Genomic DNA, 18,679 nt, shown 5'->3' on the forward strand with positions numbered 1-18,679 from the left:
TAGGTTAAGGCAGGTTAACACGACAGTGATAAACCTGTTGATACTTGGAAGAAAAAGTATAACCTCAGCTACTTATTTAACACAAGAATAATAGAAAAAGAAACGATATATATGCTAATTTTTTATTAATAAATCGTATTAATTCGGCGCAATCATTGGTGGTACAATATCACAACAAGCAGTATCATCATTGACATCTTGGCTACCCCCTATACCTTGAGTGTTGGGTGTGTTTGCCAAAGTTGACAATGGCACTCCATACGTTGGTGACGTAGGATCAGTATCTACAGTTGTTCCTAAATTAAATAACACACTTTCGGTAGTGCTTCCTAAATAACCTGTTGAAATGCTACCATCATTATTATTGTTATTAGGTTGATTTAATAAAGTTGTAGAAGCATCGCTTAAATCTGACTGCTCAAAACTTAAATCCCCTTCGACTGCGTCAGGACAACCGTCGCCGTCACTGTCTAGATCTAAACTGTTAATGATACCATCCATATCGGTATCTGTTATACAATCTGTGATACTCGATAAATCAAAACCTAAAGCGACTCCTTGAAAGCCACCAGAATTAATTGAAATGTTTAATAGTGTAGCATTTTCTGTTATAAAAGTTTCCCCTCCAGCTGTCGTATTCGTATAATTTACAGTGTCAGTTCCTAATCCTGTTTGCGCACCTCCATTTCCATAAGACTCGAAACTTGTATAAACAGAACCATTTGTAGTAACTCTCACAAATTCTCCTGAACCATTGGTTGACTCACCATCACCTACTATCATAGGAGGAACTGGAACTGTTGAACCATTTCGTGTCGCACTAATGTTCAAGTCTAGCATATAAGTACCCGTACCGTTAAAGAAAATACGATCTCTATCCGTAGAGGGATCATATAACTGTCCAAGTGGTCCAACAAAAATATCTGAAAAATCATTTGCTTCTATCACTCGACTTGCAATACTTTTTACAATATTGTTAAAAGTAAAATTGATAATAGTTCCATCAGCTAAAGTTTCTGAGTGCGTATCACCATTTTGAATATCATCAGAAGTTATGGATGGGTCATCCCAAACCACCCATTGTATATCAGCAGCTCTAGTTCCTGTACCTGCAACAACTTGGGTTGATACAATTCTACACTCATCCACATCCAAAATCCCATCATTATCATCATCTACATCAAAAACGTCAGGTATTCCGTCTAAATCTGAGTCTAAACAAGCATCAATTGTATCATCCAATGCAAACGTGTTATACGCTGAAGTATATTCGGGTGTTCCATCCAATGTTCCACTACCTCCGTTATCATCAACACTATCTAATAATCCGTCACCATTGCTATCTGTAGTAGCATTGGAAACAAATGTAAATACTGCATCATCTACATTTGGAGTGGTTGTGGTCACGCTTCCACCACTACCATTTTCAATGGTACCTTGTCCTCTTCCTGTAGTTGGGCTTACATTCGCTTCTACCGAATCTGGACATCCATCGCCATCACTGTCTAAATCTAAACTGTTGATAATTCCATCATTATCACTATCCTGCGAGCAAGAATTCTCCAAAGTAAACTGGAATCTCATCGAAGGGAAACCAACCCAAGTCTCAGGGTTAATCCGTAATCCTGTCCAATCCTCATCAGTATTTGTTACCATATTAAATACCTGTCCTGAATTATTAGTATTTCCTGTAAAAGTTCCTATGGATATCCAATTTGTTCCATCTTTAGTCCCTTCTAATTCATAACTAGTTACATATTGATTGGCATTACCTCTTCCAGAAGTGGTTACTCCAATGATTCTCCGTGTTCCACCAAAAAGCATACCTACAAATTCATTAGCATTAGCAGAAGTAGGTGCCCAAGAAGTGGTCGAAGTTAATTGAGGTGCATTTAATCCAAAACCTGTAGAACTCAACACATAATTACCACTTGTAGGATCAGGATCTAGTAATTCCTGTGGACAAACAACAGCTTCATCTACATCTAAAATTCCATCATTGTCATCATCTATGTCAAAAACATTAGGTATCCCATCCAAGTCTGTATCTAAACAAGCATCTATATTACTATCCAAAGCAAACGTATTGAAAGTAGAAGTATATTCTGTACTCCCATTGACAGTAACACCATCAATACTATCTAATAAACCATCACTATTACTATCGTTAGTCATGTCCGAAACAAAAGTAAATTGCGCATCATCAACATTAGGCGTAGTTGTGGTCACACTTCCTCCACTACCGTTATCTAGGGTCCCTTGTCCTCTTCCTGTGGTTGGGCTTACATTGGCTTCTACTGAATCTGGACATCCATCGCCATCGCTATCTAAATCTAAGTGATTTAATAGCCCATCATCGTCTGAATCTTCGGTACACGTAGCTTTGAAATATTTGGAAGCTAAATAATTGTTAAAGTTGAAAGTAACTTCATTAACAATACCGTTTTGAGTGGTTGTACCAGCATCTCCTTGTAAACGATAAAAACGATACAAATCTGCATTTTGAGTTACCACTACATTGACTTCGTTATCAGATTCTGTTACTTGGTAATCAAAACTAGTCGTTAAATCTGTCCAATTAGTACCATCGTTTGAACCTTGTAGGGTAGCAAACACCGTAGTATTCATAAAACTACTGGTAGACTGTAACTGGAAAATAATTTCGTTGATATTAACCGCTCTTTCAAATTCAAATTGAATAATAGTATTCCCTGTAACGGCTTGCCCATTTTGATAACGGGCTTGATTGGCTTGAGCATTCGCTGTTTCGCCATCTACCATATTTTCGTAAGTATATGTTGTATTAAAACTATTAATATCGGAAGTTACCGTAATCAAAGTTGTACGATCACCCTCTGTCCATTCGGTTTCTAAAAAGAAACAACTTGGAGATTCTTCGGCATCTACAATACCATCATTATCATCATCAATATCAACTAAATCTCCAACACCATCATTATCGAAATCAGCACAACCGTCTAAGGTATCTGACAACGCAATTAATGCATATGTTGAATTATAGTCAGGTATTCCATCGCCATTTGTATCAACACTATCATTTAGACCATCTTGTGGGGTGGTATCAACACCACTGGTATCTAGTTGTGCATTTGCTGCATTAATAGTAGAGGTAACTACTCCTCCGCTTCCATTTTCAACATCGGCATTTCCTAAATCTCCATTAGTCAATGGCAATCCAGCTTCTACGGAGTCTGGACAACCGTCTCCGTCACTATCCAGATCTAATCTATTTGGAATACCGTCATTATCTGTATCTATATCTGATCCGCAGGGTACAAATTTTGATAATAAGAATCCATAATTATCTGCATTGGTTGCTCCTCTGTCTCTAGCAATAATATCAGTAGACTGCCCAGGCTGTAATGTTATGGTGTAATTTACTGAATAACCAATTGATTGTGCTGTATTCCCACTTTGTCCTATAATTCCTGAAATTCCATTGGTTACTGTAAATGAACCACCACTTGTCAAGCTTACCGTTTCTGCCCCCCCAGTAAAACCAGAAGTATGCAATGAAGTTACAGGATCAAACAAAGTAGGATTATTATAATCTGTAACCGTAGTACTCACTATAGTATCATCAAAAGTTATATCGATGGTACTAGGAGCTTTATTGTGATTTATACCAAGGTTTTGGTTTGGAATTTCTGAGGCATTAGACACATATGAAAGTGTAAAAGTTTGTTCAGAAGTAGAAGTGTTTTCCACCGTAGCTTTATACTCCACAAACATAAGGGTACCAGGTACAAATATTGCTCCTACCACTACATTATTAATTCCACCGCCAAAATCATCAGCAATGGTTTCTGCATCTGAACTATTTAATAATGATACTGGAAAATTACCGCAAGTACTACAAAGTGCTCCGTAAGACCCTGGAGTCCCATTTTGTAACGCTGTAAAAAACAGTCTCCCTATTTGATCTGCTCCATCCATAATATCAGCTTGCCAAGCTGCGTTTTGTAACGCAACACCTTCATTAGAATTTGCCGCTAAATTGGCATAACTTAACGGAAATTCTAAAAACCCTTCGTCTTCGCAAAAATTAGCTTCATCAGTATCTAAAATTCCATCATTATCATCGTCTATATCGACTACATCCGGTACGCCGTCTAAGTCTGTATCCGTGCAACTTTCTTGATTATTATCTTGTGAGAATCCATTACTTTGGCTTACAGGTGCCGAAAGTATCGCAGTACCATCTTGAAATTCTAATACTCGACCTTCATTATCTACAAAACCATCGGTAAGCGGATCGGTAGATCCTCCATAATTCCCTGTTAAGTTATTTGTAACCGAAGCTGCCGTACCGCTAAAGGTACCTGCACCTGCGCTGTTATTGTTGGCACTTATTTCTCCTACACCTGTAGCGTCAGCTAATTGGGTTTGGGTAAAACTTCCACCACCCTCTACCGCGTCAGGACAACCATCGCCATCACTATCGAGATCTAAGGTATTGTCAATACCATCACCATCTAAATCATCACAAGCCGTTAAAGTTTCAATGGTGATTCCAAAATTACGCTCGCTACCTGCGCCTTCTGCTATCGTCATAATTAAAGTGTCAATAGGACCATCAAGATTTAAAGTTACTCGTTGATTGGCTCCGGAATCAAAATTATTGGTGAGTGCTGTACCTATATAGATACCTGATCCTGCTCCGTTGAATTCTGTTACGTTTGCCCCTAAGGTGATATTACTAGCCAAGGTAATTGGAACCTCTACTCCTCCGTAACTCGCTTCGAAAGCAACAATTTCATCGTTATCTAAATCGTATACTACAAATTCTAAATTTGAAATGGGCGCATTGAAACTAAACTCATGTGGCACTCCATCCCCTGAATTGATGGTAGTTCTCAATACATCAATTCCCCCTAAATTCTGTGAATCTAAAATGATCGCCCCATTGCCGCTAGGACTAAGATTGGCTGTTAAATCAACCGAAGTGGTAGTTACTAAAATGGAAATGTTATTTTGAGAAAGCACATCTGTTGAAGGATTTCCTGATGGAGCAACCACTTGTGTTATCCCTGTAAAATCTACAGGACCACTTGATTTTTCATCTACATCTAAAATTCCATCATTATCATCATCTAAATCATCAATATCCGCAATACCGTCTCCGTCGGTATCCGTACAAGTATTTACAGACAAAGCCTGAGCGAAACTGACTGCTTGATCTACTGGTGGTACTGTGTTTCCATCCACTTCGGTGACTTGACCATTAGCATCTACCGTGTTACCTAAATTTATTAACACACCACTAGCGGTTCCATTAAAACTTCCTCCCGTATTACCTGCTTGTATGCTACCCCCAGCAGTTACTACATCATCATCTAAAAAATTCCCATCTCCTTCATTGGCATCTGGGCATCCATCACCATCAGCATCTAAATCTAAATAATCTGGTAATCCATCTTGATCCGTATCACAGTAAATTAAATTCCCTGCAAAGCTTTCTAAACTAACTTGATGCCTGTTACGCAAACCGCCAGTGGAAGAAGATAACCCGAAATATGCTGCCGTAGCCCCACCAAATCGTAACGTAGGAACATCTTCAACTAGTGTTCCAACTACAATACCATTGAAAGACCAAGTCAACGTTGTTGTTGAAACATCCCAACTGACTGATACAGGATAAAAAGTACCATCTTCAATTTCACCTAAATCAGTAACTCCTGTTCCTGGTAATTGAACAAATGGCCCTCCGTCATCTGTGTCCCAAATCGATGTATGATCAAACCTTAAATTTACAGGGCCTGCTATTGCATTTTCATTTCCTCCAAAAAGCGTATTATCAAAAGTATCAAACTCTATGGCTATACCATTAATAATACCAGCTGCTCCTATTCCTGCTCCTGCTACTCCTACCGTTTCTGATCCATTAGGATCGTTATGAAATATCACTGTAATTCCATCTGCACCTCCTGCTCCTATACCTGTTGCATTTCCATCGGCGTCATTGGTATCATTATTAGTTCCAAAATTTAGTTCATACTCTATAGTAAAATCTTGTGTAAAATCTATTCTAGTGATAGACATTGCCGTACCTGCTTGGCTATTTAAATCTGGTGTTAACTCTATCGTATCTGAATTCAAAGGATCGTAAGAGGCACTACCACTAATAATCGCTACTCTAGAAATATCTAGAGGTAAGTTTCCGAGACTAGGATCACCACATTCTATATGATCTAAAATTCCGTCATTATCATCATCTAAATCTACACTATCAGGAATATTATCTCCATCAGTATCTGTACAATTTTCTAAATATACATTTTGACCACTTCCTAAGCTTTGAGTTACTGTAGCATCGGTTCCTGGAGCGGTATTTGTTGCTGTAGTAATGGTTACTCGACCTTGTGTATCTACATAATTAGCAGCTACTGGATCTAATGCTCCTCCATAGTTTCCCGTTAGGTTTGTTGTAACACCAGAGCTAGCTGTTCCATTAAAACCTCCTCCTGTATTCCCTCCATCTATAGCTCCTATACCATTAGCATCTGTTAAATTTCCTATGATAAAACTACCGCCTCCTTCTACGGCATCAGGACACCCATCGCCATCACTATCTAAATCTAGATTATTATCTACCCCATCATTGTCGCTATCACAAGGAGATAAGGCAAACCATGAATAAGCAATAAAATCTCCACTAAACCCAGTAGAATTAATTTCAACACTAGAAATTAGTATATTACTATGTCCCTTAAAAACCAAATTTTGATTATCTACCGTACCATTAAGTGTGATTGCTCCATTAGCAGTATTGTAGTTAAGTACACCTAGCGCTTTTTGAAATGCACCGTTTGGTGTATTTCCCCCATTAATTGTCACTGTATAAGCTGCCGTTGGTGGCAGACCTATGGTAGTTGGATCTACATCTAATATCCAAAATGCTATTTCATTTGCAGGTACAGCTGGCGAAAATGCAATGGAGAAATTTACATCACCTGATCTTGCTACCCGAGGTTCTCCTCCATTAGTTTCTATATTGTAGTTTACTTGCCCATCATTAAAAAAACTGCAGCTGACTGTGTACCTGAACCCTGAAAATCTACCGTTACAGTTGAAGAAGTTCTCCCTTTCCATGTACCATTTGTATTTTGTGACAAAAAACCTATACATTCGTTTCGATCTAATACTCCATCATTATCATCATCAAAATCATCTATATCTGCTACTGAATCGCCATCAGTGTCTAAACAACTTACGGAGCTTCCCACACATACATCTGCATTGCCTGGACCATTACCTACATAACTTTGAAATAAACCTACGGTAAAAGTGCCTCCCATATCATCTTGTAATGTTAAAGGCGTTTCGGGTAGAATACTTACTATACCTGACGAACAGGTATTTGTTAATTCAAAAGAAAATAACGGATTTGGTACACCAGCGGTCATTGGAAAAGCTACATTGGCTGAAGTATATCCCCAAGTTGTCACTTCATTAATGGTTTGCCCATTGGGTATAAAGGTATTTCCTTGCGTATAAGAAACTGCTGAAGCGAGATTTGTAAAATTGGTAACGGTACCTGCTGTTACTGGATAGCTTACACTTATTTGGCTAGATACCAAATTTTCGAGAAATGCGCTTCCTCTGTCTGCATCCGATGTTACTGTCACCGTATATACGCCTGCGCCGTCTCTAGTTACTGAAAACTCGAACTCGCATTGTGCAAAAGCACCTGTTGACAGCAAACACCAAAAAATAAAAACTTTTAAAAGAATACTGTTAATTTTTTTACAATGTAATTTTAGCCCCATAACGATTATATTAACAAAAATACAATTCACTGATTTACTGTGTTTTATATATAAAGTTAATTTTTTAATACAATACAACAGCTTGAATTACAGTAAATTAGATAAAATACATACTTTTAAGATGAAAGTTAATTTTTTATAGACCAAATACACAAGTTTATGATTTTACATATAATTAAACTTAGCTGTCTTTATAAAATTTTAACTATGAAATTATGGGTTAGTTAATTTTCAATAAAATTTACAACGTATTTCAATTTTTTAGTTGTCAAAAAAATCAACATTGAGCTATAAAATTATTTGATAAAATAGCCCCTCTCTAACATCTTTAGAGAGGGATCTATATTTACGTAATCACCTAAAAATATTAGTTTGGAGCAATCATTGGTGGTACAATATCACAACAAGCGGTATCATCATTGACATCTTGGCTACCCCCTATACCTTGAGTGTTGGGTGTATTTGCTAAAGTAGATAATGGTACTCCATACGTTGGTGACATTGGATCGGTATCTACAGTTGTTCCTAAATTAAATAACACACTTTCGGTAGTGCTTCCTAAATAACCTGTTGAAATGCTACCATCATTATTATTGTTATTAGGCTGATTTAATAATGTTGTCGAAGCATCGCTTAAATCTGACTGTTCAAAACTTAAATCACCTTCTACCGCATCTGGACAACCGTCACCGTCACTGTCTAAGTCTAAGTTATTTGGAATTCCGTCGTTATCCGTATCTGTAATACATAGATTAGAGGTATCAATCAAACTTATATCATCAATAGCAAAATCATTACCATTTATACCAGTTGAAATATTAAAAACCTCTATCGTATAATCTGTTTGAGAACCTGTATTGAAAGTAGCACTTGCTTCTACCCAAATATGTTGAATGGTTAATTGACCTGTACTTGCTGATGCAACAACGTTATTACCACTATTCAGAACTCTTATACCTACTTCAGCAGGAAAAGAAGCCGTATCAGGGGCTAAAACAGCATTTGCACCCCATAAAGACAATGTAAAATCCGAATTGACAGGAAGTGTAACTGATTGACTGTAAAATATCCCAACATTATTAGATCCATTTACTGCTAGATAAGCATCATCATCTAAACCAGTGGTATGACCTGCTAAATCTTCCCAAAATGGAGCTGTGCTCCATCCTGTTGTTGCTTTACTTATTATCGCATATTGACCAGCAGCATTATTCAAAGATGCAAACGAATAACCATTAGATGTTATTGGTGTTTCTAAATTTCTAGATCCACTTGAAAGCAGACCAAATGAACCATCGTTCTCCGTTGGAACAAATTGAGAAGAACATTCATCTACATCCAAAATTCCATCATTATCATCATCTAAATCAAATACATCGGCAATAGAATCCCCATCTGAATCTAAGCAAGCATTTACAGTCGAATCAGATGCAAAAGTACTGTAGCTTGATGTATATTCTGGTGTACCATCTAGCATTCCTGTACCTCCATTATCATCAATGCTATCTAACAATCCATCACCATTGTTATCTGTAGTAGCATCTGAAATAAAAGTAAACTGGGCATTATCTACATTGGGTGTGGTTGTAATCACAACTCCACCTGTTCCGTTTTCAATTGTTCCTTGACCAATTCCTGTAGTTGGTGCTACCCCTGCTTCTACTAAATCTGGACAACCATCACCGTCTGAGTCGAGGTCAAGGTGATTCAGAACACCATCGTTGTCGTTATCGCTTCCTAAACAATAATCAAAGAATAAACCTGGATCGTCTAAAATAACATTTCCTGCGGCAGCTTCTACATCATAGAAATAAAGCCTAACCGTATATGTTGTACTAGCTTGAAGGGGATAATTTGCTATTTCAGTAGGTTGCGAACCATTAGGAAAACCTGCTGAACCCCCACTAGCTGTGAAAATAGTACCTAAATCGGTAAAATTTGTACCATCATTTGATATGGAATAGGTAGTTGTGAAACTTAAAGTAGGGTCAACTTGTCTGAATTTATAAATATAATCTATACTCCCATTGATAATATTATCTACTGTGGTAAAAGTATAGGTTAAATATTCATCTTTGCTCTTTGCATCAGCCAAATCAGTTGCTGTAATATTTTCAATAAAAGCATACTGTGGTTGATTATTTATCGTAATGTTATTAGCACTAATAATTATCGAACCTGGATTCAAAAAAGGAGCGTTCGTAGTTGTAGAGAAAACATCATTAAATGTAGTCGTAGTAGTAAAACCATGCATTAATCTATAGGAATCGACGGGTATAGCTTCTCCTGAATTAAAAATAGGTGAATCAAAACACCTCAAACCCTCACCTGTATCCAATACCCCATCATTATCGTCATCGATATCTGTAACGTCTGGTACGCCATCTAGATCTGAATCGGTACAGTTTTCAACTCCTGCATCCAGATAACCTGCCGTAGCATTCTGCGTTGTTTGACTTCCGCCAGGACCATCCAAAGGAACTCCAGTACCGTCCACATCTCCTTCATCGGCATCTGCCAAATTATTGCTTGAGGTTAAGTCTGTTGGTCTGAAATCACCAGAAGCTTCTACAGCATCAGGACAGCCATCACCATCACTATCTGTGTTTTTTGAGTTGGTACATAAACTATCGGTACTAAAAGAGAATTGATCAAAGCCGTGAGGATCGCGTACGGCGTTAAAATTAGTTCCTCCACTCATAAAAGGTCCTAAAAAACCCTGAACAATACGGTGGCGTATAGCAACTGTTGAAACAGGATTAGGTGTCAAAAATGAAATAGTAGTTTCAATATTTTGTCCCGAACCAATGTTCCCTCTCAAGGTACCTACTGCATCATAAATATCTACAGTCCCCACAGTATCATCACCTGTAGGTTCATCCCTTAAAAAAGCTATTAATTTCCCTCCTGCAATTATTTCATACTGGAGCATTAGATCAGATGGATTGGGGGGATTTCCAAACGTATCAAAAATATCTACGATATCTACGCTAAACAAAGTTACCGGAGTGGTGAAATTATAAGATACCGTGTATTCATCATCAACCCCTCCATTAAATTCCGATTCCACATACACTCCACTACCAGTATCACCCGATATAAATCCGCCTGCTGTTGTAGTACGTAATTCGGCTTGCGCATCTGCTGCATAAGTATCCGAATAGGTAATGGTTCCGTTTGAAAATGTAATAACACTAGTATCTGCAGTTCCGCCTCCTACACTTCCTGTAGAGGTATAATCGGATGCACTACTCAACGTACTAATATTGATACCTTCTCGTATCACTGCTTGCTCAAAACCATTATCCAAAGCTCCGGTAGCGTCTGTATTTCCTCCTACGGTAAAAATTCGAAAGCCTCCTGCTTCCCAATTTACTGCTGTTCCAATAGGATCTGTAGTGCTTGTCGAAATATTACACACATCTAACTCATCTAAAATTCCATCATTATCATCATCTAAATCTACTTCATCGGGTACGCCATCTTCATCAAAATCATCACAGTAATTAATGCCATCTTTTGTATTCCCGAGTACCTGCCCTGCTCCTGCTATATTAGGAACACCAGCTAGAGTAGCTCCTACTGTATTTCCTAAGTTTTGAGTTACTATGCCTCCATTTCCATCGGAAAGGCTTCCCATAGCAGTTGTTCCATTGTCAACTACTGTAAAGTTACCTCCTCCCTCTTCCAAGTCAGCACAACCATCATTATCACTATCCAGATCATACATATCGACAATACCATCATTATCTGTATCTCCCGTTGTACAATCACTCACATTTAGTCTAAAATTATCGAAAGAAACCCTTCCCAATCCTCCTTGATCCTCGGAAGCATAGACATACAAACGCACGGTATACAATTGGCCCGGGTGTAACTGATATTGTGGAAACACCCCAAATTCCTCATAATCAAATGCCGCTGGCACCTCAAATTGCTCATCCAGAGAATTGGTAAATGAAAGCCCGTTTTGTCTACGCACTGTTGTGGTGCTAGGAATTAACACTGTAGACGTTGTAAAGCTATCGGTACTAATTTCAATTTGATAGGTAAAATCTACATATAACGGAAAGACTGGATCTGTAGGTGCTGTAAAACTTTGACGTAAATCTACTCCTCTTGCAGTTTCGTAAACTCCGGGGATAAATGTGGGTACATCCTGAAGGTTAAAAAAACGTAATAAAACCGATTTATCCGTCAATGTTGTAAACGAAAATTCTAAATAATCATTATTTGTTTTTGCTCCTGTAACATCTGTTTCTGTGGCTCCACTCAAAAAATAATACCCCGAAACCTCCACTTCATTGCTTGGATCTAAGGATTCATCAACCAAGCCCGAACCAAAACTTACATTAGATACTGTTGGTTGCACAAAATCTACAGGAAACCCAAACACAGGATCAAACTGAGAGGGCTCATAACGATCAACTTTAGGATTCCCAGTATTAAAGTTTGTCCTTGAAAATGCATCTGTACTTGCATCAATATTTGGATCCCATATTAATCCTAATCCTGTAGTTGCTGCTGGATCACACCCACTCTCTACGGCATCTAATATTCCATCATTATCATCATCTAAATCCAATTGGTTGGTAACTGTATCTCCATCGATATCTTGGGCGTAAGTTGTTTGAAAAGCACCAATAGTAAAACAGATTAATATCAATAATAACTTATTGTAAAAAAATGAGGTTTGAGTAATTTTATCCATAATCATCTTATTTTAAAAAAATCGTAATATGCTCTAAAGCAGATTTTTAGAACATTAAATTACAATTCTTTAAAAATACAATTAACTGATTAACAGTATTTTAGATAAAAAGATGATTTTAATAGATAAAATACTCGTTTTAACGATAAAAAACATTGACATTTATAGCATATAGTTTTTGAACAGTCTTTTTTTGTATTTTCATAAATAGAGAGACTTACTAATATCAAAAAACACGGTTCTTATATAGCTCTAGAGTAAAGATTTTAAGCGTTTAAATTAATTAGGCATAATAATCAAAGGTACAATTTGACAACAATCTGCATCGGTTGTAGCGTTTTGACTTTCCCCTAAACTTTGTTGTACTGCAGCAACTGTATTTCCATCAACTAGGGTTACGCTACCTGTGCTATCTATAATACCATCAGCAACAGGGTCTGCACTAGTAATTACTCCTGTTAAATTTTCTTGAATGGATTGCCCTGAAGGGGTTCCAACATTCCCACCATCCATATTAGATGTTAACAATACAGGCTGAATAATTGCATCCCCTCCTTCAACAGCATCAGGACAACCATCACCATCACTATCTAAATCGAGATAATTAGGAATCGTATCTAAATCTGTATCTGTAGTCCCTTCAATTATATCTAAAATTCCGTCATTATCATCATCTACATCTACTAAGTCACTAACACCATCTCCATCACTATCAAGTAAAGGAGGACAATTACTTAACACATAACTCCCTGTTGTTCCGCATATTGCAGAACAATCAGGTGTAGATACTTCATAAAAAATAGTTTGTCCATTAATAGGAAGCACTGGTGGTTCTGGAAGTAAATAACTCATTCCTCCATCACCTGAATAACGTACAACTGCATTTCCACAAACTGTGACCAAATTTAATTCACAGTTTGCTACATTAGGTAATGTAAAGTCCACTCCTTGTACAGGTGCATTACATACACGAAGGCCTGTAACCAAATTTGGTCCATTAGGATTATTCACTGTTGTTACTGGTGTACTGGCTATGGGAGCTGGAGTAGAAATATTTACGGCATCGACAATGGAATAATCCGTAAAATTAACTCCTGTACCTGGTGGTAAAAAATAATTTACTCTTAATAATGCATAATTTAATACACCTTCCGTATTCCCTCCGTTATCTAAAAAAGTATCATAGGTACATATTTGCCATAGTCCCGAAGCTGGTGTTGTTGAATTAATTCCTCCCAAATCATTAGTTGCTACAGTAGGCGGGATTAATAATGTACCTGCACCATTTCCGGGCCCACCAAAACACGTAGTGTTTCCTATTACAGCTGCTGGTCCTACTGGGCATCCTCCATTGGTAGCCCAATAAGGGTGGCAGAAAGGTCCTTCGGTTGAAGAGACAGGTTTTTTTACATTAACTACTGCCTCACATATCCAACTATTGCCAAATGGTGGTCCCGATGACACCCTAAATTGATAATCAAAACTTTCTGCAATAGCTGCTGCGGGCACACTACTTAAATCTAAATTAATGCAGGTTTCCGCAGCTGCATTATAAGTAGCTATTAAAGTATTACCCGCTGGTACATTTACTTGCGTTCCCCCAACAGCACTATTCCCTTGGTTTAATTCATCTGATGTTTTACAATATAATCTAGCAGTAAATACCTGATCTTCAAAACCACAAGCTGCTATTCCTCCTGCTAAATTTAACGTATGTACGTAGACTAAGGCTGTTGTAGGGTCATCGGCTGTACCAAAAACACCATCTAGTCCTACGGTTGAAGCTGCATTAGTACTAATTGGTATTCCATTCTGTAACCACTCAATATAATAATCTTGTCCTTCGATACCTGTATCTACTTCTGCCCGTAATGTTACCGTATCAGCACCACAGGTATCCTTTTCAACTGTAGCTTTAACTATTTTTGGACAAAAAGCACAAGTATATCCTGGACTAGTAACTGAAAATTCACAATCAGAAACAACATTATCTCCTAAAATAAAAACATTATAGGCCGATCCATCGGGTATATTATTAATGAGTATAGAGCCATTAGCTACTAAATTAGGATCATCACCTGCTAGAACCCCTACATCATTATTGATCGCATATGTCCCAGCTCCTTGCCCACCATTGGTGTAAGCTATTTCTAAATTATATGTACCATTCATTGCTGAACAATCTACTGCTGCAGTAGCCAATTGAAGCTCACAAGGTGCAGGTACCCAATGTGGGGCAAAACAAGGTTCTGAAACTAAAGAACAAGTTCCCGATACCGTGACATCATAACATAATTCATAAGTTGTATTTGGGCTTACTTGCCAAATAGGTCTACCTATATTAGCAGGCAAATTAGGCTCATTAGTTACTCTTCCCGTAGCTGTGACTGGTGAACACCCATTGAAAAACTGCCAATTATTGATGTTAGACACGGTACAACCAGCATTAGTAGTTGGTGTTGCCCCTAAAAAACTAATAAAATTCTCTTCCAACACTGCTGGAGTAGTAAATGTCGCACAAAAGGTCACCGTATCCCCTGAAGTTACTATTTCAAAAACATCTGGGTGACACAATTGATCTGTACCTACTCCATCAACATTATTAAAAACACTAATTTGATCTGTTATTGGTGCCGTACCACAAGTTGCTGTTGCACAAGATCTGCATGGATCTATTGGTGGCATTATAACTGCATCTAAAAAAAACATTCCAGTTGTTGCCTGCGTATAATGTACCATTAACAATATACAAAATAGAACTACTATTTTATAACTCGAATCGTAGTATTGCCTCATATCCAATAATTATTACTATATATATAAAAGTTAAGTTACCAAAAAAAAACATAAAAATTTGAAAATCAATATTTTAATGTAAAATTAAATCTAATTTGGAGAAAGTGTTGGTGGAATAATTTCGCAACATTGACTATTTTTTGTACCATCTTGACTCTCATCAATACCTTGTGTAACTGCTGTAGTGGCAGGACCTATTATAGGTACTCCAAAAGTTATACTACCAGGTGTGCTATCAACTGTACTTGGCAAATTCGATAAATTTTGATTTACTGTTGAGCCTACTCCACTCGATACTGTACCTGCGGCTGTTACCAGATCTACTTGCGCAAAGCCTCCTGCACCCTCAACAGCATCGGCACAATTATCATTATCACTATCTAAATCCAAACAATTAGGAATACCATCACCATCAAAATCCTCGGCAATACTAATACGGATTTCATAAATGGCATTAGGCTGTGTTGGATTAGCAGTATCTTCGTCAGTCGTAATAACTTCAAAGCTTTGTACATTGGATATTTCCGATTCCCATATAAATGATGTTGACGTACTACTTGTTGAAGTATTCCGCTGTACTAAATATTTATTTCCATCTTGAATGTTTGAAAAACCGGTCGTTAAGCTACCCGAAAAGAAATAGGTAGTTCCATCTACACTACGAATACCATCAAATGAAGTGTCTTGAGACAATACTGGATCGTGTATTAATTGTAAAAAAACCTGAGAGGTACCTGTAAAATCAAACCGAGAATATGCTGTAATAATTGCGGGGTTACCCGCCACAAATTCGCCACTGTTATTTGTGTAAATATTTTCTGCACTTATAACCACATTTCCATTTCCTAATCCAAATTTTGAGCTTACATCAACATTCACTACACTCACATTACTCTCATTACTACCCAAACCTAAATCAACTGCAGAAATTGTTAAAAAATTTCGAGGACACTCCACCTCATCTAAAATAGCATCATTATCATCATCTAAGTCTAAATTATCGGTAATCCCATCACCATCGGCATCTCTAACTATATTTATTACCGTTGGATCTGGGTTTGAAGCAGGTAGCGTCCTTGGGTCATCACTACTTATGGTTTGCGGACCAAAACTAACAAAACCAGTATTACTAAAACTGCCTACTTCTGCCGATGAGCTTACGGCTATTTGCACATCAAAAGTGGTACTCCCAGCGGCAGGTACAATTATGTTTTCTATTTCTATACTATTAATAGTAAAATTAGTAATAGTACCTCCTCCTGGATTTGCTGGCACTATAGAACCGGGTACAAAACTAAACTCTGAAGAAGTTAGTACATCAGAAAAACCTACGTTTGAAACTGTAGTTAATGTATTTGAAATTTCAAAAGTATAAGTAAATGTTGATCCTGGAGCAAACGTAAAACCATTTGCCGATTTGGTAATTACAGGCGGGGTACATGCCGCTGCATCAAAGTCCGAAAAAGGGGTTACTTCCCCTATTCTTTTGGCCACATTTGTGGTCACATTATAAAACAATATAACGTTTCCTGTAGTACCTCCATTTTTATAAAAATATACATTTCCATTAGCATCAGACCATGCACCTCCTGCACTACTTATAAGTGTATCCGAACTTGGATCAACAGTAATATCCAAAACTTCACCTGTATTTGGATTATAGGATCGTATTGTTGTTCCATTAACACCGTAAAGTAAGCCTGTCTGATTTGAAAAGGCTACATCGGCGGGATTAATATTCCGATCTAATTGAACAAAAGAATATTCAAAGGCATTTAAATCTACTTTGGCAATATATCTGGTACCATCCACATTATCTTGTGCAAATGTCAAAAAGGTTTCGGTTTGTGAATCAATTGTTCCTATAAAATTCCTGAGATTTAATTGCGAATTAGCCACATTACCGCTACCTGGCCAAGTAGGCATTAAAGCTGCTGTAGCAGCTGAATCGGCTACTGGTTTACCTAAACTTACCACCACTCCCGATGGAGATATGGTTACTAAATCACCTCGTCTGACTGTATCGGTAGTATCAAAATCTCGAGTTTGAAGCGCATATAATAAATTATTATTGGTATTAAAAGCTAAGGCATTATATGTCCCCGCTGCCGAAAGTGTAATTACTCCCGAGGGCGTTTCTGGTGCTTGTAAATCTAATGCTCCTAAAGTAGATGACGTGGTATTATTAGGTGCGCTAATTACATAAGCTGTATTGGTACACACAAAATTTGTGTTAGTCATTATTGTTAAATTCAATGTAGCACTGGCACATACATTTGGATTAGCAAGCGTATTGCATACTCGGTAATTAATAGAAACATTTGTTCCTGCTTCGCTAGTTAATGGAGTATACCTTAGTGTTCCTCTGTCTACATTAAATTTAACCGTTCCGCCTGCGGAACCAGTTCCTAAATCTGTTAATTCAATGAAACCTACAGATCGCACATCCGAATTTCCAATAAAATCATCATTATCCAATATATACACTTCTGATACTGTTGCCAAAGGGATAGTCTGCATATCATTTACTGCAACAGCACTATTTACATTAGGGTCTACCGTATCTGGTGTACCATCATTATCAATATCTTGCGCACAAATAGCTGTTGATATTAAAAAAAAATTAATAGAAAAATATTTGCTAAATATTACTTTTATATTCTCCACTCCTTATTTGTTTGCATTTATTAATCTAAATCTTACACGAATGTACACATATAACTGAATATTAGAAACTTATATGTAATATTCTTTTTTTAAAACTTTAAAAAGCAAATAAAATCGATTAAATACAATTATTATGCTTTTTTTTTAAAAGATAAAATAACTAAATTATACAATTGAAAATCAATAATTTAAATACAATGAATACATACTATAGCGCTATATATATTAGTAAAGCTATTATTCCTGTGACAGATATAGTAATAAATGATATTTTAACAAAAAGTAGGAGTAATAATCAACAAAAAGGAATTACTGGATATTTATATTACGAAGATGGATACTTTATGCAATACATAGAAGCCGACAAAGCGGATACGTTAGATAAACTAATTGCTGTGTTAGAAAAAGACCGAAGACATCAAATTGTTAATTGTTTTAATACTTCGCATACTGGAAACAAGCGTTTTTTTGATTGGAGCATGGGGCAAATTGATAAAAATCAATTAATTAATTTGAATTTGGAACAACAAATTATTAATTATATGAAATGGTTAAAAGGTTTGCACCAAAGTATTGATGTGAACTCCTCAAAAATATGTAGTATGGTGGATTTACTTTCCTCCCACAAAGAAATCCTTCAATTATTATAATATGGAAGCCTGTATTACCTGTAATATTCTATATGATCTTTTTTCATTTCCATAAAGTTGTTGTT

Annotated in this window: 6 protein-coding genes; 1 reads left to right on the forward strand and 5 read right to left on the reverse strand. The window is 37.0% G+C overall.

Going from position 1 to position 18,679, the window contains the following annotated elements; translation table 11 throughout:
* Window positions 1-138: 138 nt before the first annotated feature.
* The 5 genes from KQA_RS0208860 to KQA_RS0208885 form a co-directional block, all read right to left on the reverse strand.
* Window positions 139-7,113, reverse strand: a complete 6,975-nt coding sequence (locus KQA_RS0208860; protein WP_157366633.1) for a lectin-like domain-containing protein — start codon at window positions 7,111-7,113, stop codon at window positions 139-141.
* Window positions 7,023-7,790, reverse strand: a complete 768-nt coding sequence (locus KQA_RS20230; protein ID WP_010180228.1) for a hypothetical protein — start codon at window positions 7,788-7,790, stop codon at window positions 7,023-7,025. The genes KQA_RS0208860 and KQA_RS20230 overlap by 91 nt, the downstream gene beginning before the upstream one ends.
* A gap of 367 nt (window positions 7,791-8,157) precedes the next feature.
* Window positions 8,158-12,501: a beta strand repeat-containing protein gene (locus KQA_RS0208875; RefSeq protein WP_157366634.1), complete on the reverse strand. Its 4,344-nt coding sequence runs from the start codon at window positions 12,499-12,501 to the stop codon at window positions 8,158-8,160.
* A 279-nt stretch (window positions 12,502-12,780) separates the two neighbouring features.
* Window positions 12,781-15,297, reverse strand: a complete 2,517-nt coding sequence (locus KQA_RS0208880; RefSeq protein ID WP_157366635.1) for a hypothetical protein — start codon at window positions 15,295-15,297, stop codon at window positions 12,781-12,783.
* A gap of 90 nt (window positions 15,298-15,387) precedes the next feature.
* Complete coding sequence (locus KQA_RS0208885) at window positions 15,388-17,964, reverse strand: DUF6923 family protein (RefSeq protein ID WP_010180234.1); 2,577 nt, start codon at window positions 17,962-17,964, stop codon at window positions 15,388-15,390.
* 197 nt (window positions 17,965-18,161) lie between these two features.
* Here KQA_RS0208885 and KQA_RS0208890 point away from each other — a divergent pair, with 197 nt between their 5' ends.
* Window positions 18,162-18,614 carry a BLUF domain-containing protein gene (locus tag KQA_RS0208890; protein WP_010180236.1) on the forward strand — a complete coding sequence of 151 codons (453 nt, stop codon included), beginning with the start codon at window positions 18,162-18,164 and terminating at the stop codon, window positions 18,612-18,614.
* The last annotated feature ends 65 nt before the right edge of the window (window positions 18,615-18,679 follow it).

This window comes from Aquimarina agarilytica ZC1 (assembly GCF_000255455.1).
Taxonomy (GTDB): Bacteria; Bacteroidota; Bacteroidia; order Flavobacteriales; family Flavobacteriaceae; genus Aquimarina; species Aquimarina agarilytica.